15 protein-coding genes are annotated in these 22,581 nt (G+C 55.9%); 12 read left to right on the top strand and 3 right to left on the bottom strand.

Annotated features, from left to right (window positions below):
• Window positions 1–118: 118 nt before the first annotated feature.
• From tssB to clpV, 9 genes are all read left to right on the top strand, one after another.
• Window positions 119–649: a type VI secretion system contractile sheath small subunit gene (tssB, locus tag DMG62_07365; GenBank protein PYY23479.1), complete on the top strand. Its 531-nt coding sequence runs from the start codon at window positions 119–121 to the stop codon at window positions 647–649.
• Window positions 642–2,126 (top strand): type VI secretion system contractile sheath large subunit, encoded by a 1,485-nt coding sequence (gene tssC, locus DMG62_07360; GenBank protein PYY23478.1) that lies wholly within the window; start codon window positions 642–644, stop codon window positions 2,124–2,126. Before tssB ends, tssC begins: the two co-directional genes overlap by 8 nt.
• Before the next feature lie 71 nt (window positions 2,127–2,197).
• Window positions 2,198–2,722 (top strand): type VI secretion system tube protein Hcp, encoded by a 525-nt coding sequence (locus DMG62_07355; protein ID PYY23477.1) that lies wholly within the window; start codon window positions 2,198–2,200, stop codon window positions 2,720–2,722.
• A gap of 6 nt (window positions 2,723–2,728) precedes the next feature.
• Window positions 2,729–3,454: a virulence protein SciE type gene (locus DMG62_07350; GenBank protein PYY23476.1), complete on the top strand. Its 726-nt coding sequence runs from the start codon at window positions 2,729–2,731 to the stop codon at window positions 3,452–3,454.
• Window positions 3,375–5,237 carry a type VI secretion system protein TssA gene (gene tssA, locus DMG62_07345; GenBank protein PYY23475.1) on the top strand — a complete coding sequence of 621 codons (1,863 nt, stop codon included), beginning with the start codon at window positions 3,375–3,377 and terminating at the stop codon, window positions 5,235–5,237. Before DMG62_07350 ends, tssA begins: the two co-directional genes overlap by 80 nt.
• 14 nt (window positions 5,238–5,251) lie before the next feature.
• Window positions 5,252–5,770, top strand: coding sequence for a type VI secretion system baseplate subunit TssE (gene tssE, locus DMG62_07340; protein PYY23474.1), 519 nt, complete (start codon window positions 5,252–5,254; stop codon window positions 5,768–5,770).
• Window positions 5,771–5,780: 10 nt separating this feature from the next.
• Entirely contained in the window at window positions 5,781–7,664 is a 1,884-nt protein-coding gene (vasA, locus tag DMG62_07335) for a type VI secretion system baseplate subunit TssF (GenBank protein ID PYY23632.1), read from the top strand.
• Window positions 7,628–8,692 (top strand): type VI secretion system baseplate subunit TssG, encoded by a 1,065-nt coding sequence (gene tssG, locus DMG62_07330; GenBank protein ID PYY23473.1) that lies wholly within the window; start codon window positions 7,628–7,630, stop codon window positions 8,690–8,692. The genes vasA and tssG overlap by 37 nt, the downstream gene beginning before the upstream one ends.
• Window positions 8,693–8,703: 11 nt before the next feature.
• Window positions 8,704–11,442 (top strand): type VI secretion system ATPase TssH, encoded by a 2,739-nt coding sequence (clpV, locus tag DMG62_07325; protein ID PYY23472.1) that lies wholly within the window; start codon window positions 8,704–8,706, stop codon window positions 11,440–11,442.
• Window positions 11,443–11,563: 121 nt separating this feature from the next.
• Here the strand turns inward: clpV and DMG62_07320 are convergent, their stop codons facing one another.
• The 3 genes from DMG62_07320 to DMG62_07310 form a co-directional block, all read right to left on the bottom strand.
• On the bottom strand, window positions 11,564–13,063 hold the full coding sequence (locus tag DMG62_07320) for a hypothetical protein (protein ID PYY23471.1): 1,500 nt from the start codon (window positions 13,061–13,063) through the stop codon (window positions 11,564–11,566).
• A gap of 141 nt (window positions 13,064–13,204) precedes the next feature.
• The gene (locus tag DMG62_07315) at window positions 13,205–13,912 is read right to left on the bottom strand and encodes a hypothetical protein (protein ID PYY23470.1); all 708 of its coding nucleotides are present in this window, start codon (window positions 13,910–13,912) and stop codon (window positions 13,205–13,207) included.
• 338 nt (window positions 13,913–14,250) lie between these two features.
• Window positions 14,251–15,288, bottom strand: coding sequence for a hypothetical protein (locus DMG62_07310; GenBank protein ID PYY23469.1), 1,038 nt, complete (start codon window positions 15,286–15,288; stop codon window positions 14,251–14,253).
• A gap of 350 nt (window positions 15,289–15,638) precedes the next feature.
• Between DMG62_07310 and DMG62_07305 the strand changes: the two genes are divergently transcribed.
• The 3 genes from DMG62_07305 to DMG62_07295 all read left to right on the top strand — a co-directional run.
• The gene (locus tag DMG62_07305; GenBank protein ID PYY23468.1) at window positions 15,639–16,331 is read left to right on the top strand and encodes a hypothetical protein; all 693 of its coding nucleotides are present in this window, start codon (window positions 15,639–15,641) and stop codon (window positions 16,329–16,331) included.
• Between the two features lie 21 nt (window positions 16,332–16,352).
• Window positions 16,353–19,088, top strand: coding sequence for a hypothetical protein (locus DMG62_07300; GenBank protein ID PYY23467.1), 2,736 nt, complete (start codon window positions 16,353–16,355; stop codon window positions 19,086–19,088).
• Between the two features lie 243 nt (window positions 19,089–19,331).
• The coding region (locus tag DMG62_07295; protein PYY23466.1) for a hypothetical protein at window positions 19,332–22,581 on the top strand (3,250 nt) is incomplete at its 3' end.

Below are 22,581 nucleotides of genomic sequence, written 5' to 3'. Positions count from 1 at the left end.
TTCCGACCCGCCAGGCTGCCCGCAGCGGTGTGTTTCGCTGGCGTAATCGCCGTTGCGTCTTTGACTTCAGGAACTAAAATCCAGGGCCAGTCCGACTGTCCCTCCATGGGGTTGCATTATGGGCAGAGAAAGTACACAGCAGAAACTCTCTCGCGTTCGTGCACCGCGCGTGCATATCACCTACGACGTTGAAGTCGGCGACGCGATCGAATTGAAAGAACTCCCGTTCGTTATGGGTGTTCTTGGCGACTTTACCGGACATCCCGAACAACCGCTGCCGAAGTTGATGGAGCGGAAGTTCGTCGAGGTGAACCCAGACAACTTCGACCAGGTGCTCGATAAGATGAATCCGCACCTCGCGTTCTCCGTCGACAACAAGTTGGGAGGCGATCCCGATTCGAAACTCAAAGTCAATTTAAATTTCCATGAGCTAGCAGATTTTGAGCCGGAACAGGTCGCAAACCAGGTAGGTCCGCTAAAGGAACTGCTGGATCTGCGCCGCAAACTGGCGGACCTTCGGGGGAGCTTGCAGGGTAACGAGAAGCTCGACGAGGTTCTGCAGGATGTCGTTTCCAACACCGAGAAGCGCGACAAATTAAGCGCAGAGCTGGGCCTGGACAAGGGCAGCAATGGAGGCAGCAATGGCTGAGGCAGCGAAGGCCGCAGCGGCGGCAGCACAGGCAGTTGATCAGGCGAGTTTGCTGGACCGGATCGTCGAAGAAGGGCGCTTCACTCACAATGAAGCGGCCCGCGAACGCGGCAAAGACCTCGTCAAGACTTTTGTGCAGGAAGTTCTGCAGCGTGCAGCAACTGTCCCCAAAGATGCAGAGACGGCGATCAATGCGCGCATCGCGCAAATTGACAAGCTTGTGTCTGCTCAGCTCAATGAGGTCATGCACCATCCCGACTTCCAGAAGCTCGAAGGCGGTTGGCGAGGTCTGAAATATTTGCTTGATCAGAGTGAAACTGGCGAAGGGCTGAAGATCAAGATCTTCAACGTAAAGAAAACGGAACTGCTTCGCGACCTGCAACGCGCTGCGGAATTCGACCAGAGCGCGCTCTTCAAGAAGGTGTATGAAGAGGAGTTTGGCGTTTTCGGTGGAGCACCCTTCTCGGCACTCGTGGGGGATTATGAGTTTGGGCCAAAGCCGGAAGATATGGAGCTGCTCGAGAAAATCGCACAGGTAGCAGCTTCCGCTCATGCTCCATTCCTATCGGCAGCAGCGCCCGACATGATGAATCTTGACAACTTCACCAATCTCGGGGCGCATCGCGATATCGGTAAGGTGTTCGACAACTCTACCTACGCCAAGTGGAAATCATTCCGTCAATCAGATGATTCCCGCTACGTGGGTCTAACCCTTCCTCACGTTCTCATGCGGCTTCCCTATGGAGCTGACACCAAGCCGGTCGAAGCCTTCGCTTACGAGGAAGGCGTCGATGGAACCGATCACTCCAAGTATCTGTGGGGGAACGCCGCGTACGCGATGGGCGCACGGCTTACCGGCGCCTTCGCGAAGCACGGATGGTGCGCCGCAATTCGTGGTGTTGAGGGCGGTGGACTCGTTGAGGGCCTGCCAGCGCATACGTTCAAAACGGATGAAGGCGACGTTGCTCTGAAGTGCCCGACTGAAGTTGCGATTACAGATCGCCGCGAAAAAGAGCTGGCAGACAACGGATTCATTCCGCTGGTTCACTGCAAGAACACGGACTATGCTGCATTCTTCAGTGTCCAGTCGTGCAACAAGCCGAAGACATATGACAAGGAAGCGGCCAACGCCAATGCGCGGCTGTCAGCTCAACTGCCGTATATCTTCGCTATGTCTCGCTTTGCGCACTATCTGAAAGCGATGATGCGCGACAAGCTGGGCTCATTCATGTCACGCTCGGATTGCCAGAGATTCCTGAACCAATGGATCAACAATTACGTCTGTGCCGATGACAATGCCAGCCAGTCGGTAAAGGCGCAACTGCCATTGCGGGAAGCGGCTATCGAAGTTCAAGAAATCCCGGGAAAGCCGGGCGCTTATCGAGCGATTGCGTTCCTCAAGCCGCACTTCCAGCTTGATGAACTTTCCGTATCGCTACGACTCGTCGCCGATCTTCCCGCATCAGCACGAAAGTAATGTTGTCGGAGTTGGTTGCCAATCTGAGTGAATCAGTGAACTCGTTATCGGAACAGAGGAGATAAAACACTATGGGTACCGGCGGAATTGCACTTGCTACCGACACACGCGGAGCAGTGGATTTCTTTCTCAAACTAGACGGAATCGACGGCGAAAGCCAGGATTCCAAGCATAAAGGCGAATTTCAACTTCTTAACTTCACGTTCGGCGCTACACAGGCGCACGCGCGGGACTTCGTTGGTGGTGGCCACGGCGCAGGCAAGGCCAGTTTCGCGGATTTTAACTTCGTGAAGCCGGCGGACAAGGGCAGCCCAAAGCTCATGCTCTATTGCGCTACCGGTCAACATATTCCCAAAGCGGTTCTGACTCTCCGGAAGGCAGGAAAGGATCAACAGGAGTATCTCAAGGTCACCTTCAATGACCTGATCGTTTCCCACATTTCGACTGGCGGAGATGGGGGTTCGCCCCTGCCTATGGATCAGGTGAGCCTTAACTACGCGAAGATCGAATTCGAGTACAAAGAGCAGAAGGCCGATGGTTCGTTGGGCGGAGCCACAAAGATGATCTACGACCTGAAGCAGCAGAAAGCGAGCTAGTCTGTGATGACGGCCACTGAGCTCTTCCAGCAGGGAAAGCTACAGCAAGCGATTGAGGTGCTTGGCGAGGAGGTGCGTAACGCCCCTCTCGACGCCAAGCGCCGTACTTTCCTGTTCGAGCTGCTTTGCTTCTCGGGCGATTACGATCGTGCTGAAAAGCATCTTTCGATTCTTGCCGACGGCAGCCAGGCTGCTGGAATGGGCGCTCTTTTGTATCGCTCTGCATTGCATGCCGAGAGGATTCGGCAGCAGATGTTTGCGGAAGCTAGTTTTCCTATGACCCACCGCATCTCGTCGCGCCGCGTGAGCCGCGCAGGGCAATTTGGCCGCGTGTTCAGCGACGCCGATCCGCGAATCGGGGGAGCTTTGGAGCTGTTTGTAGCCGGCTCATACACGTGGGTCGCCTTAGAACAAGTCGCGCGCGTTGAAATACCAAAACCGAAACGCTTGCGCGATATGCTTTGGACTCCAGCCATTGTTACGACAACACCGGAGTACAAGGCCATGGAACTTGGCGAAGTGCTTATCCCAGTGATTTCGCCCTTGTCGTGGCAGAACCAAGATGATGACGTCCGCTTAGGGCGATCGACCGTCTGGATCGAGGACGAGAAATACGGCGACATCCCGATCGGTCAGAAACTGTTTGTGCTGGATGGGCAAGAGATCCCCATTCTGGAGCTTGGGACTATCGAGTTCGCGGATGCGTTGGGAGAGGGCCGTGCCGCTTCGTGATGATCTCCTCAATCCCATTCCCGGAAACAATCCCTGCGGGGAGAACCTCCGTTACGATCCTATATACGACAAGATCAAGGAAGCGCGCTTCGAGGACGAAGACGACGCGCCACAGGGAGAATGGCAGCGCACACGCAAGAAGGCGGACTTTCCCCTCGTCATAAAACTGGCCAGCGACGCTCTCCTCAAGAAAACCAAAGATCTTCAGCTAGCCGCCTGGCTCGGCGAGGCCACATTGCGGCGGGAAAGCTTTGCCGTTCTTCCCGAGTGCATCTCTCTTTTTCAGAAGGTACAGGAACAATTTTGGGAGAATTGCTATCCCGAGCTGGAAGATGGGAGCCCTGAACTCCGCTGTGCACCGCAAGAGTGGTTTGCGGCCCGTTGTGACTATATTCTTCGCCGGCTTCCTCTCACGAAGAATGGACTCACCTGGATCGACTATCAAACCAAGAAAACTGTTCCCGCGGAAGCTGATGCTAAAGGCGATGAGAAGAAGAACGAAATCCGCGAAGAAGCTGTCAAAGATGGCAAGCTCACACCGGAAGAATGGAACGAGGGTTTCGCAGCAACTGCTAAAGAATTCTACGAGCAGTTGGTCGCATCTCTCAATGCTTCGTTAGAAGCGACCGCCTCACTCGACCTGTTCTGCGACGAAAAATACGGCACCGACGGCCCGAGTCTTGGAAAGCTGCGCGCGGTGCTCGAAGAAGTCAAGGTCCTCGCGAACGTTCTGTATATGGAAAAAGGCGGCCCCGATTCAGAACAGCCCTCGGACGCGATAGACGGAACGGAATTCAACGCCGACTCGATCATGGACGACGCAGGTGCGGCTGCCGCTCCTGCGCGCGCCAAATCGGGAGCGGTCTGGGCGGAACCCGCGGATCCCGAAGCTGCCGGTAACCTCGTAGCTCGAATCGCTCATTACCTTCGCCGCCAGGATCCATCGCAGGTAAGCCCATATCTTCTTGTCCGCGCTTTGCGTTGGGGAGAGCTGCGCTCGCACGGCGAAAGCCTGGATGAGTCGTTTCTCGCCAGCCCCTCAACTGAGACAAGACAGCAGTTGCGAATCCTACAGCGAGAGAGTAACTGGGAGGGACTACTGGACGGCACCGAAACAGCCATGGCAACGCCCTGCGGGCGCGCCTGGCTTGATCTGCAAAGGTACGCATGGGAATCCTGCTATAACCTCTCCTACTCGGCCGCTGCCACCGCTCTTTGCGCCGAAACTCGCGCGTTGTTGCAGGATTATCCGAATCTGCCCTCTGCCAATCTGAGTGACGGGACCTCTGCCGCAGATAAGCAAACGCTCGATTGGTTGCAAGCAAGCGTCCTTCCGCTACAAACGCAGCCCGAGCAATCCGCCTCGATTCCCGAGTACGCCCCAAAAGAATCGTCAAGCGAAAACGGCCACGCCGATTACTTTGAAGTGGCAATGCAATTGGCCAAGGCTGGTCGCGTTGCCGAAGCTATCGATGGATTTGCGCGCGAAGCTGCGCGTGAGTCTTCCGGACGCGAGCGCTTTCGCCGACAACTGCAGATGGCGCAGATTTGCCTCGCCACTCAGCATTTCCCGCTTGCATATCCCATTCTCCAAGGACTTGCCCAGGAGATGGAGCGGCGCAATCTGCTCGATTGGGAAGAACCTGAACTTCTGGCGCAAGTATTGGCCATGCTGGTTCAGTGTATCGACCGCACCACGCGCGATCAGCAGGAAAGAGCGCGTGCATACAGCTTGCTGTGCCGGGTTGGACCGGTTGCAGCATTGCAATTTGAACGATCTTGACAAGGTAAACTACGGTGCCCATCACTGAAATAGAAGGCTTCCCAACTCCATCACTGGTCGACCGGCTCAGCAATGATGAGCCAGACTTCTACGATTCCACCGATGTCGATGCCAGTGGTCAGATTCGGCGGCAAGCCAACAAAGCAAGAACCCGAGAAGCGGTAAAACGCTACGAAGATTCTGTGCGCCGAGATCTGGAGTGGTTGTTCAATTCGCGGCGGGTGAAAGACGATCGTTTGGCAAAATATCCGGAACTGCAGAGTAGCGTCTTTTGCTATGGCATTCCCGATTTGAACTCTGAAGATCCTTCCCGCACTCATGATAAAGATGAGCTGCTTCATAACATGGAGGATGCAGTAGCGCGCTTCGATCGTCGTTTGTGCGATTTGACTATCGAATTCGGTTCACCTGTCCTGGGCAGCCATCTCCTGCATTTCCAGATTTCCGGCGTGGTGATGATGGATCCGGTGCCAGCGGAAGTAGCATTTCAGAGTTCGCTCGATCCGATCATCGGGGAATGTAAGGTGAGCTAGCGTGGCAGGCATTCGGGAAGACCTTCTCAACTACTACGAACGCGAGTTGACCTACATCCGCCAAATGGGAACGGAGTGGGCCAAGAAATATCCCAAGCTTGCCGGTCGCCTGCTGATGGAGCCGGACCGCTGCGAAGATCCTCACGTCGAACGATTACTCGAAGGCTTTGCCCTGCTCGCTGCCCGCGTTCACTTGAAGATCAATGACGATTTCCCGGAGATCAGCTCGGCTCTGCTTGAGGTCCTGTTTCCTCATTACATTCGTCCAGTGCCCTCCATGACGGTGGTCGAGTGCCAGCTCGATCCCGAGCAGGGCAAGCTGACTGCCGGACTGCGAATTCCTGCGGGCTCTGTGCTTCAGTCCAGCCGCTTCAACGGGATTACCTGCAAGTTCCGGACTGCTTATGATGCGACAATCTGGCCTTTCCAGGTGAGGTCGGCGACGTTTCGTTCCAGCGAGGGATTGTTTCAGCCGGCGGGGGCCGGAACCGCCACTGCAGCTCTCAACGTGCAGCTGGAATGCATGCCCGATATCTTTTTTCATAAGCTTGACTTAAAGTCCTTGCGTTTTTATCTCTCGGGCGAAAGCAATATCGTCGGATCGCTCTACGAGCTGCTCTTTAATAACTGCATTGCTGTTACGGCCCGCGACGCGGACAAGCCGAACTCTAAACCGGTAGTTCTCTTCGATTCCTCTTTGGGGAGTGCATCACCATTGCGCCCTGTAGGGTTCGAGGAAAATGAGGGGATACTCCCATACTCTGGCCGGTCATTTCTTGGGTTTCGATTGCTTCAGGAGTACTTCACCTTTCCGGAGAAGTTCTTTTTTGTCGATCTGCAATCCCTTCAAAGTTTGCAATCGCAGAATTTTGGTGGGAAGTGCGAGTTAGCGTTCCTGTTTTCCCGTTTCGAACGTCCTGAGCGGTACCAGACGCTGGAACTGGGAGTCTCAGTCAATACTGTGAAACTGGGCTGCGCGCCAGCCATCAATTTGTTTTCGCAGACCGCTGAACCGATTCGCGCGGACGGAAGCAAATTCGAATATCCAATTATTCCTGACCTCAGACGCCAGAGTGCTACGGAAATCTATTCCATCGATGAAGTCACCGGACAAGATGCGCGGACACGCGCGCTCGTGGACTACCGGCCGTTCTTCGCATTGAGCCACAACGGAACCGAGGAAGGAACCAAGTTTTGGCATGCCGTAAGAAAAGCTTCCGAGCTTCACGAAGACGCTCCGACGGAAATGTTCCTGTCGGTAGTTGATATGTCAGAACAACCGGTGCAGCTGGATGCCACAGCAATCACCGTGCGGTGTACCTGCACAAATGGAAACCTGCCTTCCAAGCTCCCCATTGCGGCACAGAATGAATCGCAGCGCGAACGCTCGGAATCCGGAGACTTCAGCCTGGAAGGATATCCAGCAGTAAACAAGATCTTCGCGCTGCGACGCCCAACGGCAACATTTCGCCCGCCACTTGGAAAGGCCATGCTCTGGCAATTGATATCTCAACTCTCGTTGAACTACCTCTCGCTGGTAGACCGGGGCAAGGACGCGCTGCAAGAAATACTCCGACTGTACAACTTCTCCGACGCTTTGCACTTACGCAATCAGATCAACAGCATCACTGCAATTCAAAGCAGACGGCATTATGCCCTGGTAACTTCGGATGAGGGCGGTGCGAGCTTTGCTCGTGGAACTCGTGTCGAAATGGACATCGATGAAGTTCACTTCGCAGGAGAAAACGTTTTCCTTTTCTGCAGCGTGGTTGAGCGCTTTCTTGCGCATTACGTTTCCATGAACAGCTTTTCCCAACTTACTGCTTCCAGCAGACAGAGGAAGGAGATGATCCGCGCATGGCCACCCCGCTCCGGAAACCAGATCCTGATGTAGAGATCCAATCCGAAGTAATCGACGAGTCGATTGCAGAGCTGCGAACGAAACCGTGGAGCGTTTCCTTCTTCCAGGCTGTTCGTTTGCTGCGCCGCACCTTCCCACATCGCGGAGCTGTTGGAGAGTTCGTGCCGCCTTCCAACGAGTCGGTGCGCTTTCAAGCCAATCCGACTCTGGCATTTCCTGCCAGCGAAATTCAATCTCTGGATTGGCCAGAGCACGGAGAACGCCCGGCCCAAATGAAGGTGAACTTCATGGGCCTGTGCTCGCCGTCGGGCGTGATGCCGATTCCATATACCGAACTGATAATCGAGCGCGCCCAGAAGAAAGACAACGGATTCCGCGACTTCCTGGACATCTTCAATCACCGCCTGATCTCTCTTTTTTATCGCGCCTGGGAAAAGTATCGTTTTTTCGTTCGTTATGAGCGGCATGAAGCCGATTCACTGACACCCCTGCTGATGAGTTTCGTGGGAATTGGAACTAGGGGTCTCGCTGGGCGTCAGGAGATCGCAGACGAGTCTTTGCTCTTCTACGCGGGATTACTTGGCCAGCATCCGCGATCGGCTCTGGCCTTGAAGCAGCTTCTGGGCGACTACTTCGACGTTCCCGTCGACGTGGAACAATTCGTGGGCAAATGGATTCAGCTGGATCCGCGTGACCAAACAGAATTCAAGGAAGCTGAACGAGTCACGGAACAACTCGGATGCGGAGCTGTAGTCGGTGACGAGGTATGGAATACACAAGCGAGTGTGCGTGTGAAACTTGGCCCGCTTGGTCGTGAGCGATACCTTGATTTTCTTCCCCGCCCTGAATCAAAGAGCTATCGAGTGCTGCAGTCCATTTTGAATTTCTACGGCGGTACGGAAATTGATTTCGAGGTTCAGCTCGTACTCGATCGTAACGAGACACTAGGACTAAACCTGAGCAGTGAAGAGAACGCCAGCTCTTTGTTGGGCTGGACTACTTGGATCAAGAACGCGCCGCTGGATCGGGACCCATCGGAAGCGGTGTTGCAACTGAATTGAAAGGACGAGCCATGAGCATCAATCTGAAGTCGCTGATCGGAAGGTTGAACGATACCACGCGCGGAACGCTGGAAGCTGCTGCGGGACTCTGCCTCAGCCGCACACACTATGACATTGAACCGGAGCACTTTCTGCTCAAGCTGCTCGACAGGCCCGATAGCGATGTCTCCATGGTGTTAAAGCATTTCGGAATCGACAAATCAAAGCTCACCGCCGATCTGAATCGCAGCATTGACAAATTCAAATCGGGAAATGCGAGGACGCCTGCCATCAGTCCATCGCTTCTGCGCGCGCTCACAGAAGGATGGACGATCGGATCCCTCAATTACAGCGCCGGCCAGGTGCGTTCCGGATTCGTGTTGCTGGCGCTACTCACGGAGGATGACTTGTCGCGGCTTATTCGCGAGATCAGTCCGCGCGAGGTCGACAAGATTAATATCGAGAGCTTGCGCAAGGATTTCTTCGCTTTAACACAGATGTCGGCGGAGACCGCGTCACCGCTCGCTGCCGATAGCGGCATCGCTCAAGCTGCACCTGGTGCGCCGGTTGCAGGAGGCAAGACCCCTCATCTTGATCAGTACACCACGAATCTTACGGGGAACGCGCGTAAAGGCAAAATCGATCCCGTATTGGGACGCGACTCTGAAATTCGGCAGATCATCGACATCCTCATGCGCCGCCGGCAGAACAATCCTATCCTCACGGGTGAAGCAGGGGTGGGAAAGACTGCGGTGGTGGAGGGTTTCGCCTTGCGTCTGGCCAATGGCGATGTTCCGCCTCCCTTAAAGAAGGTGAACCTGCATTCTCTCGACCTGGCGTTGCTGCAAGCCGGCGCCGGAGTGAAGGGCGAGTTCGAAAACCGTCTGAAAGGTTTGATCGAGGAGGTGAAGTCGTCGCCCAGCCCGATCATCCTCTTTATTGACGAAGCCCACACCATGATCGGCGCGGGCGGTCAGGCTGGACAGAACGATGCAGCTAACCTTTTAAAACCAGCTCTCGCCCGCGGCGAGTTGCGCACGATCGCTGCAACTACGTGGTCGGAATACAAGAAGTACTTTGAAAAAGATGCCGCTCTCGCCCGCCGATTCCAGGTCGTGAAAGTCGAAGAGCCGGAGGAAAATCAATGCTCAACCATGCTGCGCGGCATCATTGCGTCGCTCGAGAAGCACCACAATCTTCGTATTCTTGACGAGGCCGTAACGTCTACGGTGAAGCTATCGGCCCGGTACCTTGCCGGCCGCCAGCTTCCTGACAAAGCTGTCAGCGTACTTGACACTGCATGTGCCCGCCTGGCACTCGGACAGAATGCTACTCCTCCGGCAATTGAAGACGCAGTGCGCAGGTTGGACGATCTTGAAGTTCAGCAGCGGATTCTGCAACGTGAGAGCGCTGTAGGCGCGGATCACGAGGAACGTCTGACCGCGATTGCTGAAGAACGAACTCAAGTCACTGCCCGTTTGAACGCGCTGAAATCGCGGTGGGAGCAAGAAACGACTCTGGTGCAGAAGATTCGAGACATTCGCTCTCAACTCGAGAGTGCGGTTGCCGCAACACCTGTCGCACAAGACAGCGGCGCGGCGGCTGCTCCGGCTGCTAATCCAGAGATCAGTACTGCATCCTTGGCCCAATTGGAGGCTGAATTGGCAGCCTTGCAAGGGGAAGAGCCACTCATGAGAGTTTGCGTCGACACGCAGACCGTCAGTGAAGTGATCTCGGGTTGGACAGGCATTCCCGTCGGGAAGATGGTCAAGGACGAAATTGGCTCAGTACTTGACTTGAGCCTGCAACTCGGGCGCCGGGTGATTGGACAAAATAGTGCGCTCGATGCCATCGCCCAGCGCATCATCACTAGCAGGGCGAGTCTCGATGATCCCGGCAAACCTGTGGGTGTCTTTCTCTTGGTGGGGCCAAGCGGCGTCGGCAAGACCGAAACTGCACTGGCTCTCTCCGATCTGTTATACGGCGGCGAGCGGAACCTGATCACCATCAACATGTCGGAGTTCCAGGAAGGGCATACCGTTTCCACGCTCAAGGGATCGCCTCCGGGATATGTAGGTTACGGCGAGGGCGGAGTTCTCACCGAGGCCGTACGCCGCCGTCCATATTCCGTCGTACTGCTTGACGAAGTCGAGAAAGCGCATCCCGATGTGCTCGAGCTCTTCTATCAAGTGTTCGACAAGGGAAAGATGGAAGATGGCGAAGGAAGGGAAATCGATTTCAAAAACAACGTCATTCTCCTCACTACCAATGCATGCACTGACACTTTGATGAAGCTGTGCGCCGATCCCGAGACGATGCCCGGACCTCAAGCACTGGTGCAGGCGCTGAAGCCGGAGCTAAACAAGATGTTCAAGCCTGCATTCCTTGGGCGTATGATGATCGTTCCTTATTTCCCCGTTCGGGACGAGTCGCTCAAGCGCATCGTTGTCCTGAAGCTCGACAAAATTAAACGCCGGCTACAGGAGAACCATGCGGTTGCGCTGCACTACGACGACACGCTAATTGGCGAAATAGCAAAGCGCTGCACCGAAGTGGAAAGCGGAGCACGCAACGTCGATAACATACTCAGCAATACGCTGCTGCCGGAGATCTCGCGCGAATTGTTGGCGCGCATGGCGGAAGGCCTGCCGCTTGAGGCAGTGACCGTAGGTATCGGAGTGGACGGCAAGCTTACCTACGCCTGGGCGAGCGGACGCGCAAGCGCAGAGAGGGTGAAGGAGGCAGTAAAAACTGAACAGCCAGCTGCATAAAGAAGCCAAAAAATAAGCGCCGGGCGGATCGCCCAGCGCACGCAACCTGAGCTCGCAACTAATGAATGGAGTTTCAGAATCGAACAGTTTCGGGGATGCGGCTGTGCCTACCAGGTCTTCTTTAGGCAAATACAGCGTATCCGCCGGAAACCAACAATCGAAGGATTTCAGCGAACTGGGAAAATGTAGTACTTGGATCTAACCGTTCGCTTGCCTTAAACATTTCGAACAGGTCTTCTCCGCTGCGACTTCCGTCACAAGCGGCAAGCAACTCCAATGTCCAACCCGGAGCTTCGAGTTCCATCTTGAATGGCTCATCCACGAGCAGCCGCTGCTTTTCCGGCATCCAGTTCCCTTCGCGCAATACATAAGTAGCATTCAGCCGGCACTCAGAGAGGGTTTTCAGGTGGCCACTGCGTAGCCTCTCGACGTCTTCGCCGCGCGCCACAGCCCTTTCCCATTCCAGGAGCGCCTCCAGCTGCTTAAGTCCCGAGGTCTTCCCCATGGTCCGGCGTGTAGTGAATCCTGCGCGGTTTTCGCCGTGACGACGAATGAACGTTCCTCCAAAGGCGAAGTTGACGATTCGCAACTTCTTCAGCACTTCCTTCCAGCGCTGCACCTGTTCTACGGATCCGCGCCCGTGGGCAACGTCGTTCAGCGCCTGAACCGCGGGTTCCATCTCGCTTCGCACGAATAACGCAACGTCGAACTCCTCATGCTTGTCTCCCAGCCAGCGACGGATTCGGGACTCAAACGGATCGTCAGCGCGGTCCGATCCGAGTGAAACACAGATGAAGAGGCCTCCGGGCTCAAGAAAATTCGGTAATTCCTGAATCATGCGGCGCGTGATTTGCTCACCATCCGGTCCGCCATCATAGAAGATGAATCGTGGTTCCAGGACAGGAACGTAGGGTGGATGAGCCACAATCCTGTCAAATTTCCTGCCTTTGGCCGGCGAATACAGATCACCCTGGGCATTGATCACGTTCGGCAGGCCATTGAGCCGGCGATTGAATTCCGCGAAATGCACGCTTCTGCCCGCGATGTCGAAGGCGAACGCCTGCTCAGCTCCATTCTTCGCGGCAAGGAGGGCAGCAATTCCTGTTCCGGAACAAAGCTCGAGGAAGTTCTTGCAGGGAGTCGCGGGGATCATTGCCAGGTAGCCGCGAGTAGTGCCGAGCACTGCGGGATAGACAACGTCCGCCGGAGGTACAAATTTCTGTCCATCAACGCCACACCAGCGATCGGAGACCACAAACAAGCCGCCGGTCGCATACAGAGCTACGGTTGCGACAGAGCGCCCGTTTTGCAGGTCCACGAGGCCTAAGCTAAGCAGCAAATTTGCCAATTCTTGTCCCAGAACGCCCTGCACTTCATTCCAATCAGCGCTCTTTCCTTGAAGAAACAGGCTTGCAAGCAGTACAAGCGACGCCGACTTTTCAGTCTTGCGCGGTTCTACCTCAAATTCGGCTTCGCCCACGTGACGCAGACTGAAGTGGCCCTCCATGTTTTCTTCCACATAGCCGGCTTGTGAAAGCAGCTCCCGCAGTCGCGAAAACTGCTGGTCCGTACCAAGTCGAATGGGATAATTCTCAGGCTGAAGTTGCGGAATTGCGCTCATATGAGGAGTACGGTCGGGAGCGCGAGAGATTAGCACAGATTTTAAATAATCCGGCTATAAATGTGCCCGATGGGCCGCGAGGATGATCAATTACCAAAAGAAAACGCCGGACTATGTGCCCGGCGTTCATTTTGTTGATACCTAACGAGGGTTAGTAGCTGGGCTGCTGTAATCGCGAGGCGGATTGCTGTTATCGCGATTTTGCTCGTTGTACCTGTCTGGCGGTGGCAGTTCGCGGCCATGGCCCTGATATCCAGTATATCCGGGCAGGCGCACGCTCTGGTTGAGCCGGAAATTGAGCTCGGTTTCGGCGGGAACATTGAGTTCTTTGCCACGCGTCAGCACTTGCGTGCCGGCTCCTGCGGCTCCACCAACGACCGCGCCGATCGCAGCGCCTTTTCCGCCCCCGGCCAGCGCGCCGAGCAACGTACCTGCGAGTGCACCGCCGCCTACGTACTCACCGGTGCGCTTGTTCATTCCCAAGCCGCCTCGCTTGCTGCTTCCCGCGGCGCTGGTGCCTTCGGTATCCATACGAAAAGTGCGTCCGTTCACTTCGACAGAGCGCAAATCAAGCGTCAGGTCACTAGCATTGTTGCTGGCCTGCACTACGGCAAGCTGGGCATGCGCACCCCGCGGAATTACGACATTGCCGCTGGCGTCGGTGATGTCCCGTGAGACCGTTCCGGGGAACTGGGCTCCCGGCGAGAGATTACCGTTCTTTGCATTGATGTCTTGATCGACGCGGACGTGCACTTCGGTGCCCGCCGGCAGCGTCGTCGATTGCGCAAACGCTCCAAAACCGAACAAGAACATCGCGCAGAGTCCAACACGAGATGCGAGTCTTCGCATGAATTTCCTCCTCAGATTCCTCAGCAGACACTGGTGTCGTCTGTCTTCGTATTTACTTAAAGATGCAACAAGCGACTGCCGAGTGCGCTCATCGTCTTCATAACGTGCGCTGGAGGCGTGCAGCTCTGCTTTTCGAATTAATCTGCCCTTGCCTCGTTAATTACAAAGATTAGGAACCGGCGCCTTCGCGGAGTTCGCTACGCGACTGAACTCACGAACAGCTACGCAGGTGGGTGCCGTTTTTATTTCAGCTACTCGGGATGAGGAGCTTCGAGGTACGCGTCAATCCACGAGCTGCCGATGGGGATCCACAAATTATGATCCCCCAAGCTCTCGAATTATTTCTTAATAGCGAATAACACGATCAGAAGGATGGCAAGAAGAAATAGCAGATTCAGAAGAAGTATCAACGGCAGGTATTGAGAAAATTTCGAGGGCTCCGCTACAGGACGCTCTGGTTCTCTTGTTGTCGGTGGCACAGGCGTGGGTTGTGTCGGCCAAGTCTGGGAGTTTCGCATCACCCGCCGTTGAGTTTGACTGGAACTCGCGGACCAAATCTGCGTTGCGATTCCCGCCGCTAATGAGGGAGGCGCGTTCTGCTGCGCCGACCAAGTGCCTTGAACAGGTGCCGCTTGATTTTCGGACGCAGCAAACTTCTCCTGCAGCGAACGTAATTCCGATCCCCTCACAATTCGAGTAAAGTCGCTCGGACCAGCTTCCACATGAGAGGCAGCAGGAGTGGGATCACTCGAAGTCTCAGCAGGGGGAGCTACAGCTGCAGATACATTTGTGGGCTGCGGCGATATCGAAGATTGCGGGAGCGACACTGAGTCCTGCACATGCATCACGCGTGTAAATTTCGCTACTGGCACAGGCTCCCCAACTCCGGAAGCTGACTGCAATGGGCGTCTGAGAATATCACCGCCTTGGCCTTGTTTATTACGTGGGGACGTAAACGTTGGACCGTTGGCTACCGGAGTCTCTGGTTTCATGGCGAAGAGCTGAGTGGCTTCGGACCACGCAACGTTGCTTAGGTCTCCGGGTTCGCCTGGCTTGGGAATGTTTGCAAAAACGTTGACGTTGAGAGCGATCGTCATTGCATCGGGGGGTGGAGCATTACTTCCCTTTTTGGGACTTGAGCCGTCACTCGAAGCTTCCGCTGACGCCGGGGGGACTACCGGCAGGCGCTCGGGAATTGGGTCCTTGAAAATAAACCGATCGGAATCTGTTCGGATGCCAAGGACATCTGAGTCTCCAGGCAATTTCTGCGTCGCCCCATACATCGATTCGGACTTAGAGGCATCCTGATCTGAGTTTTTTTGCACCATGCCGAAAACTCGTTCGAATTCTCGCTCCGTATCGTTGTGCTCGCCCATTCAGGTTGTCTCCAGAGATAGTCAGCTAGCTTACTCTGGGAATTGTGTGCAGTAAACACGTTCTTCTTGACTTCGGAACGAATCGTGCATACGATTCGTTCCCCATAAACACCTGCTAGTTCACTGTTCCGGTTTGGCCTATAGGTCAACAAAATCAGGAGCGCGTCGCGGGAGTGTCCTTTATGAACTCGGGTGCTGTCGATGGTGCTCTTGATGCGAATATTGCTCCCGGAGTCTGGTGCCACACTCGTTCAGAAACATCGTCTGCGGATTTCTAACCGAGTAAGTTTAATTTTCTTCTCTGTCTTCAACACTCCGGGCGGCACACACCTTTCAGCAAGCAGATCCCGATGCCAATGAAGCAAATCAGTCAGCAAAAGAGCAATCTCGCATTCGCTTTCCAGGAACTGCTTACGGCAACTGTAAGGCTTCGCTTTAATCGCCAGGCTGCTCCCAAACCAGCTGTCTTCCGGGCACACATGCGTGAAGCATATCGTCTGTCTGCGCTGGAGGCGGAGAGCAATGGGTATCAATCGGAATACATAAGGATTGCGGGACATGCGGTGATTGCATTCTTAGATGAGACCGTCGCTCTGTCACAGAACACTGCTTTTTCGAGTGGCTGGTCTTTACCACTCACAAACGAGCTGTTTCCGGACGCTTCCGCAGACACCGTTTACAAAAGTCTCGAGAATTTGCTAGCGACGCGGGACTCGGCTGAAGTTGGCGACACGATTGAAGTCTTGTACCTTTGTCTTCTGCTGGGCTATCGCGGCGTCTTGGCTGAGGATGGAGCGCAGGAACTCTCGGATTTTCTCGATAAAATTAGCGCGAAGATGCTGCATATCCGGGGTGCCCGCGAATCGCTAGTGCCTGATTGGGGCGTCCCTCCTGAGCCGATAGAGCCGCTCCCTGTAGATGGAGCGCGGCGTCTGGGGATCGCTGCAATTGGAGTTTCCGTCGCACTATGTGTACTTACATTCGTTATAGGAAAGCTCTTGTTGACGTCGGAAGCAGCGAGTTTCCACTCGCTGGCAAGGTAAGGAGTCGCTGAAGAAGAAGTCATGATGACCAATCTCATAGCGGGCACCGTTCTAATGCTCTACCTCTTGGCGGCGTGGTTTGTGGCATCGCTGATGGGTCTTGCCGGCGCGCGCTTGTGGGTCCTTCGCGGTGCTCTTGTCCTAATCGGTATTGTTGCCGCTAGCACATTCCTCTGGTTTCGGAAGCGCCTGGCACAGGATGCACGGATGCGCGGTCAGAATGCTGTTTATTTTGCTGATGTAGACCGATTGCTACAGGAGGCCGAGAACAAGCTGGAAGCCGCGAATGCCGGAAAGCTGGCGAAATCTCCGATTGTTTACGTTCTGGGCGAGTCAAACACTGCCAAGACGACAACCATCCAGCATGGGGGCCTCCGTCCCGAACTACTAGCCGGCGAGCCGGAACAAAATGGCGAAATTGCAGCTACCACCAGCATTAATATCTGGACCGCCGGTGGCGTGATCTTCATTGAGACCGGCGGCAAGGTCTCGACGGATTCGCAGTTATGGACATATCTGCTTAGCAAGACGCAGCCAAATGAGCTCTCCGCTTCAGGACTGCCGCCACGGGCATTAGTTATCTGTTGCGACTGTGATCGGCTCAAATCAAAGGATCTCGCCATCGCCTCGGGCCGGCGCCTCTCGGAGCGCCTGCGGGATGTCGAAGACACTCTGGGCTCCTCGTTTCCCGTTTATGTGCTCTTCACTAAGCTCGACCAAGTCTCGCACTTTGCCGAGTTCGCCCGAGCACTGTCGCAAGAAGAAGCCGCTCAGGTTCTCGGCATAACTCTGGCACGCGAAAAAGTCGGCGAGGCGCTCTTTGTTGGGGATGAAGAAGCGCTCGTGATGAAGGCATTCGATCAAATGACATGCGCTCTTGCGGAGAAGAGACTCGAATTCCTTCGTCGCGAGCGCATGCCGGAGAAGCTACCGGCGCTCTACGAGTTTCCGCGCGAGATTCGCAAGCTCAGAGAAGGGGTTGCGAACTTTCTCGTCGAGGTCTCGCGTCCGGTGAATGCCGACGCGGCATGCTTCTTGCGCGGATTTTACTTCTCCGGAGTGCGCGCCTTAATGATCTCGGAGACGGTCACAGCTCCAATGGTCTCGGCTGCCGCCGCATCGGTCGCGGCCGCTACGCGCATGTTCAGCATGGAAGAACTCAATGCGCTCTCGAAGCCTTCTGGTCCGGTGATAGAGGCTCGCAAGATTCCCGAGTGGACGTTTGCCTCGCGGCTATTCAGCGAAGTCATCCTTCGCGATGAGTCGGCATTGAAGATAGGGCAGCAAAGCCGCGTTCGTAGCCGCGCAGCCGCGGCAATGATGTTCGCAGTAGCTGCCGGTTTATTGTGTGTAGCTGGACTATTCGCCTTCTCCTATCTGCAGAGCCGTAGCTTACAGAAGAATGTGATCGCCACCGCTCGTTCCCTTTCGGGAATTCCTGAACCAGCAGCCGGGCAGTTGGCGAGCACCGACCAACTGCGCCAACTCGAACGCCTGCGCTCCAGCCTGGCCGCGATCGAGAGTTCGGAGCGCAACGCCCAGCCAATGCTGCAACGCCTGAGCTTGTACACCGGCGAGCAGATCAGGAACGACCTCTCTCGAATTTATTTCACGAATTTCAAAAAGGTGTTGCTGCATCCGACCGAACTGTCGCTGAGCCAGCAACTGAATAGCCTATCCCCAACTTCGGGAGAGGACTTCGGCTCTGCCTACACGAAGCTTAAGGCTTATTTAATTACGACCAGCAATCCAGACAAGAGCACCGCAGAGTTCCTTGCTCCCATGCTCGCGAATCTCTGGGCTGCAGGAAACATTCCAGAGCCGGAGCAACAATCGCTCGCGCAAGGTCAATTCGCGTTTTACAGCGAACATCTCGCTACATCGAATCCGTTACCCCAGCACGTAGACAGCAGCGTCGTCGCCCATGCGCGACAGTACCTGAAGCAATTCAACGGCATGGAGCGTATCTATGAGGGCATGCTCGCAGCTGCAGCCAAAAACAATCCTGAGATCGACTTCAACCGGCTCTATCCCGGATCGGCACAAGTCGTGATCGACTCACGCATTGTTCCCGGCGCATTCACCCATGGCGGATTCACGGTAATGAAGGATGCACTTAACAATCCGGACCGCTTCTATGGCGCAGAAGAATGGGTTCTCGGGGAGGCAAGCGCGCTCAACGAATCAAAAGAGCAGTTAGGACAAGAGCTCACGGAGCGCTACACCAAGGACTACCTCAATCAATGGCGTGATTTTCTGAAAGCCGCCACCGTTCTGCACTTCGCGAGCGTGAGCGACGCGACCAATAAACTGCGCCTGCTTTCCGGCAATCGCTCCCCGCTCATGCAATTACTTTGGATCACCGCGGTGAATACGAAGGTCGATCTCCCCGGCGCCGCCAAATCCTTCGACGCCGTGCAGCGCGTCGCCAACGGCGCAAGCGAGGATCATCCCATCGGAACCGACATACAGGCGTATCTCACCTCGCTCAATGGCCTGCAGGGGAACCTCTATGCTCTGGCCGCTGCACCGGAAGGAACGGATCTCACGAACGCTCTGAACTCCGCATTGCTCTCCGCAGGCTCAGCTCGAACCAGCGTGGGGCAAGTGGCGCAGAGCTTCCTCATCGATCCCTACGGTCATGTCGATTCTCAAGTCCGCAAGCTGATGGAAGATCCCATCTCGGCCGCCGAAGAACTGGTCCGCCGCCAAGCGCTAGGCCAGCGAGTCAGCGCCTCACCGAAGGTAACGCCGTAGCGGTTACTGTCACGACATCCTGCAACGTCAAAAGATTACCGCTCACAGCTTCTATGTGATCCTCACCTGCGTACTCATAGCAGGGAAGATAAGCTATTTACCGAAAGCTAACGTTTGTCTCTGAATTTTCTTGATTTCGATACTTTTGGGTGATAGTTCTAAAGCGCTTCCCCCCGCTACTCCCCGGAGCAGCTCCCTGCAATGTCAATGTTCCTGAAAGGTTAACTGCGGCCATATATTCCGATGTCACCGGAGCTGCTGACCAAGATCGGCGAATTCGAGCTTAAGGAAAAGCTCGGACAGGGCGGATACGGCGCCGTTTACAAGGCCCGCGACTCCCTCAGCCGCGACGTCGCCATCAAAATCCTGACTGGCTTCGGCGACGACATTACCACGATCAACGTCTTCAAAAAAGAAGCCGCGACCCTTGCCAAACTGCAGCACCCGAACATCGTCACGGTGTACCAGTTCGGGGTAGACAACATGCGCCCGTACCTGGCGATGGAGTACCTCCAAGGGCAGCCGCTCAGCGCCATCATCAAGACGCGCCGCGAGCTCCACCTGGTCGAGAAACTCGACATCATCATCCAAGCCACGGAAGGGCTCAAGCACGCGCACGAGAACAACGTCATCCACCGCGACATCAAGCCGCACAACCTGATGGTGGTGGAGAGCGCCGAGAAGTCACTGGTAGTAAAGCTCATCGACTTCGGCATTGCTCAGGGGGAGGCCAGCAAATCGCAAAGCCAGTCCATCGCCGGCAGCTTGCCTTACATGTCGCCCGAGCACTTTGTCCAGCGCCGCACGCCGTGGTGCGACGTCTTCTCCATGGGCGTAGTTCTCTACGAACTCCTCACCGGTGGCATTGTCCCTTATGCCTCCGATCGCGACGAACTGCCCGTAGCATACGGCAAGCTGATGAGCCAGGATCCGGCTCTACCGCTCAGCCATCATGTAGCGAACCTTCCATCGGGACTGGAAGAAGTCGTTGCCAAGGCAATCTGCAAACAAAAGCTCAAAGCGTATGAGACGGCAGAAGAGTTCCTCTTCGAACTCTCCCGCATACATGACATAGTCAAGTCACAATACGTGAGCGAGCGCCTCGCTGAAGTCGACGCGGCCATCAAGCGACAGGACGCCACCGGAGCCTACGAACTCGTCAACGGCATCCTCCGCGTCGATCCCAAGAATACCCCGGCGAATCGCAAGAAGTTCGAACTCAAGAAGCTGCTGGAAGAGAGCAAGCGCAATCAAAAACTGCGCGACATGTGCGTGCGCGCCGAAGGCGCCATCCACGAAAAGCGCTTCGACGAGGCCCAGCGCCAATTGCAAGAAGCGTTGCAGATCGATCCTGGAAGCCCGACTGTTGCGCAACTCCAGCAGAAGCTAGCCGACATTCGCCGCGTGCAAGCTCGCATCGACGAACTGGTGCGCCAAGCGCAGCAAGCGCAGATCAGCGGAAACCTCGATCAAGCCAGCACCGCCATCAGAGAAGCGGCCTCACTGGACCGCAGCAACACCGAAGTCCTGCGCTTTCAGGCGGAAATCGATCGCCGTTGCGCACAAGAGCACAACCTAGTCGAACAAGCCCGCGCACTAGTGCACGAGCAGCGCTTCCGCGAAGCGTCCACGGTAATTCGCGAACTCGAGAGCATGGCGCCGCGGTCCGAACGAGTGCTGGCGCTCAAAGAACTCGCAACTCGCGAATATCGCGAATACGTCCGACGCGCCGAGATCGCGGCCTATCTGAATGAAGCGCAGCAACTCGCTGTTCCCGGAACTCTGCAGCAGGCTCGCAGCAAGCTCGACGAAGCCATCGCCAAGTATCCTGACGAGCGCTCGCTGCTCGAGCTTCGCGCTACCGTCGAGAAGCAGCAGGAAGAATTCGCCCGCCGTCAATTTCTCGAAGAGAAGGTGCGAGCCGGCGAACAGGCAATCCAGTCCAAAAACTACGTCGACGCGATCGCGATCCTCGAGCAGGCCCGTCTGCGCGTTCCCGATTCGAGACTCGAAAGCCTTCTCGGGACCGCCAAGAAGAAGGCCCAGGAGCAGGCCGGCGAGAAGCGCCGCGAGCAATACATCAAGAGCGCCAGGACCAGTTTGGCACGAGGCGACGCTGCTTCCGCCGTAGTCACACTGGAGATGGCGCAGAGTGAATTCGGGGCCAACGACCAGCAGATTCTCTCTCTGCTGAACGAAGCCCGCAGCACCGCCGAGCGCCAGGCCCGCGAGGCTGCCCAGCGGGAAGAGGAGCGCAAAGCGGCAGAGCGCGAAGCACTCCGCCTGGCTGCCGAGCGCGAAGAAATCAACGCGGCCATCGCCGATGCCGCAGCCGCTGCGCAACACGGAAATTACGATTTCGGCGTCAGGCTCATCGAGGAGAGCGCGAGCAAGTTCGGCATGCGCTCCGAGCTGGCGCAAGCCGCGAATCAAATCAAGTCTGCCCGCACCGCCGACGTCACCGCGCACATCGAAACGCTGATCGCAGAAGCTGACAGGGAAGCGGATACCAACAGCTTCCAAGCGGCACTCAACGCCATCGAGCGCGCCAAGACCTTCATCGAGTTTGCTGCCCCCGCCGCAGTGGCGAAGCTGAAAGCCGCCGAGCAGCAGATCCGCAGAGCCCAGCAGGAGCAGGAAACCTCCGCGACCAGGATCATTCAGGGATCGGCCGTTGCCCCACCGCCGCCTGCATCATCCGAATTCGATGCAGACGCAATGACGATCCGGACTTCGCCAAGCGGATCCGCCGCCGCCCCAGCAAGAGCGCCGATCAGGGAACCAGAACAGGAAACACGACGGCTCGACGCGCCTCCGCGCACAGGCACAGCGCCTCGTCCAGTTCCAATCGAGCCGGTCGCCCCGCTACCAGTTCCCAAAAAGACACCGTGGCTGATCCCGGCCGTGGGATCCGCCATCGTAGTAGTCGCCGCGCTGATCATCTACGTAGTGATTCACGGAAGCTCGACAATCCAAGTTCGCTTCGAGGCGAATCCCGCCGGAACTGATATTTTCGTGAATGGCGAGCACTGCTCCGCACCCTGCGCGGCCAAGCTGAAACCCGGCAAGTACGCCGTTGAAGCCACGCACGATCAGTACACGACGGTAAGGAAACAAATCGACGTCACCAAGCCGTATACGGAATCGCTAACGCTCACTGCGATTTCAGCTGGACCAGCCCGTCCAGCACCCGTGGGCATACTGGCTCTAGCAATCAATGTTGACAGTGCCGATATCTTTGTCGACGGACAACTAAAGGATAGAGCCCACGGCAAGAACGCCAGGATCACGGTAGCCGCCGGCAGCCATCAGATTCGCCTAGAGAAGTCCGGCTACCAGCCCACGACGTTGCCAGTCGAGATCACCGAGGGTTCCGAATCGGCACTGGCATTCTCCCTGGAGAAGGGAAGCGGCGCAATCACGGAGACTACTTACCTGATCGTAAGCTCCGTTCCCAATGCATCACTCGTAGTCGATGGCAAGTCTGCGGGCA

It is taken from the genome of Acidobacteriota bacterium (assembly GCA_003225175.1).
Taxonomy (GTDB): domain Bacteria; phylum Acidobacteriota; class Terriglobia; order Terriglobales; family Acidobacteriaceae; genus Gp1-AA112.
The sequence above is the reverse complement of the archived record's forward strand: the minus strand, read 5'-3'. Positions and strand labels throughout refer to the sequence as shown.

Coding starts and splice junctions, on each gene's coding strand:
- DMG62_07315 (PYY23470.1), bottom strand. CDS start 13,912: ATGCGAAGACTCGCATCTCGTGTTGGACTCTGCGCGATGTTCTTGTTC.
- DMG62_07320 (PYY23471.1), bottom strand. CDS start 13,063: ATGAGCGCAATTCCGCAACTTCAGCCTGAGAATTATCCCATTCGACTT.
- DMG62_07350 (PYY23476.1), top strand. CDS start 2,729: ATGACGGCCACTGAGCTCTTCCAGCAGGGAAAGCTACAGCAAGCGATT.
- DMG62_07355 (PYY23477.1), top strand. CDS start 2,198: ATGGGTACCGGCGGAATTGCACTTGCTACCGACACACGCGGAGCAGTG.
- DMG62_07310 (PYY23469.1), bottom strand. CDS start 15,288: ATGGGCGAGCACAACGATACGGAGCGAGAATTCGAACGAGTTTTCGGC.
- clpV (PYY23472.1), top strand. CDS start 8,704: ATGAGCATCAATCTGAAGTCGCTGATCGGAAGGTTGAACGATACCACG.
- tssA (PYY23475.1), top strand. CDS start 3,375: ATGGGCAAGAGATCCCCATTCTGGAGCTTGGGACTATCGAGTTCGCGG.
- tssG (PYY23473.1), top strand. CDS start 7,628: ATGGCCACCCCGCTCCGGAAACCAGATCCTGATGTAGAGATCCAATCC.
- DMG62_07300 (PYY23467.1), top strand. CDS start 16,353: ATGATGACCAATCTCATAGCGGGCACCGTTCTAATGCTCTACCTCTTG.
- tssB (PYY23479.1), top strand. CDS start 119: ATGGGCAGAGAAAGTACACAGCAGAAACTCTCTCGCGTTCGTGCACCG.
- DMG62_07305 (PYY23468.1), top strand. CDS start 15,639: ATGCCAATGAAGCAAATCAGTCAGCAAAAGAGCAATCTCGCATTCGCT.
- tssC (PYY23478.1), top strand. CDS start 642: ATGGCTGAGGCAGCGAAGGCCGCAGCGGCGGCAGCACAGGCAGTTGAT.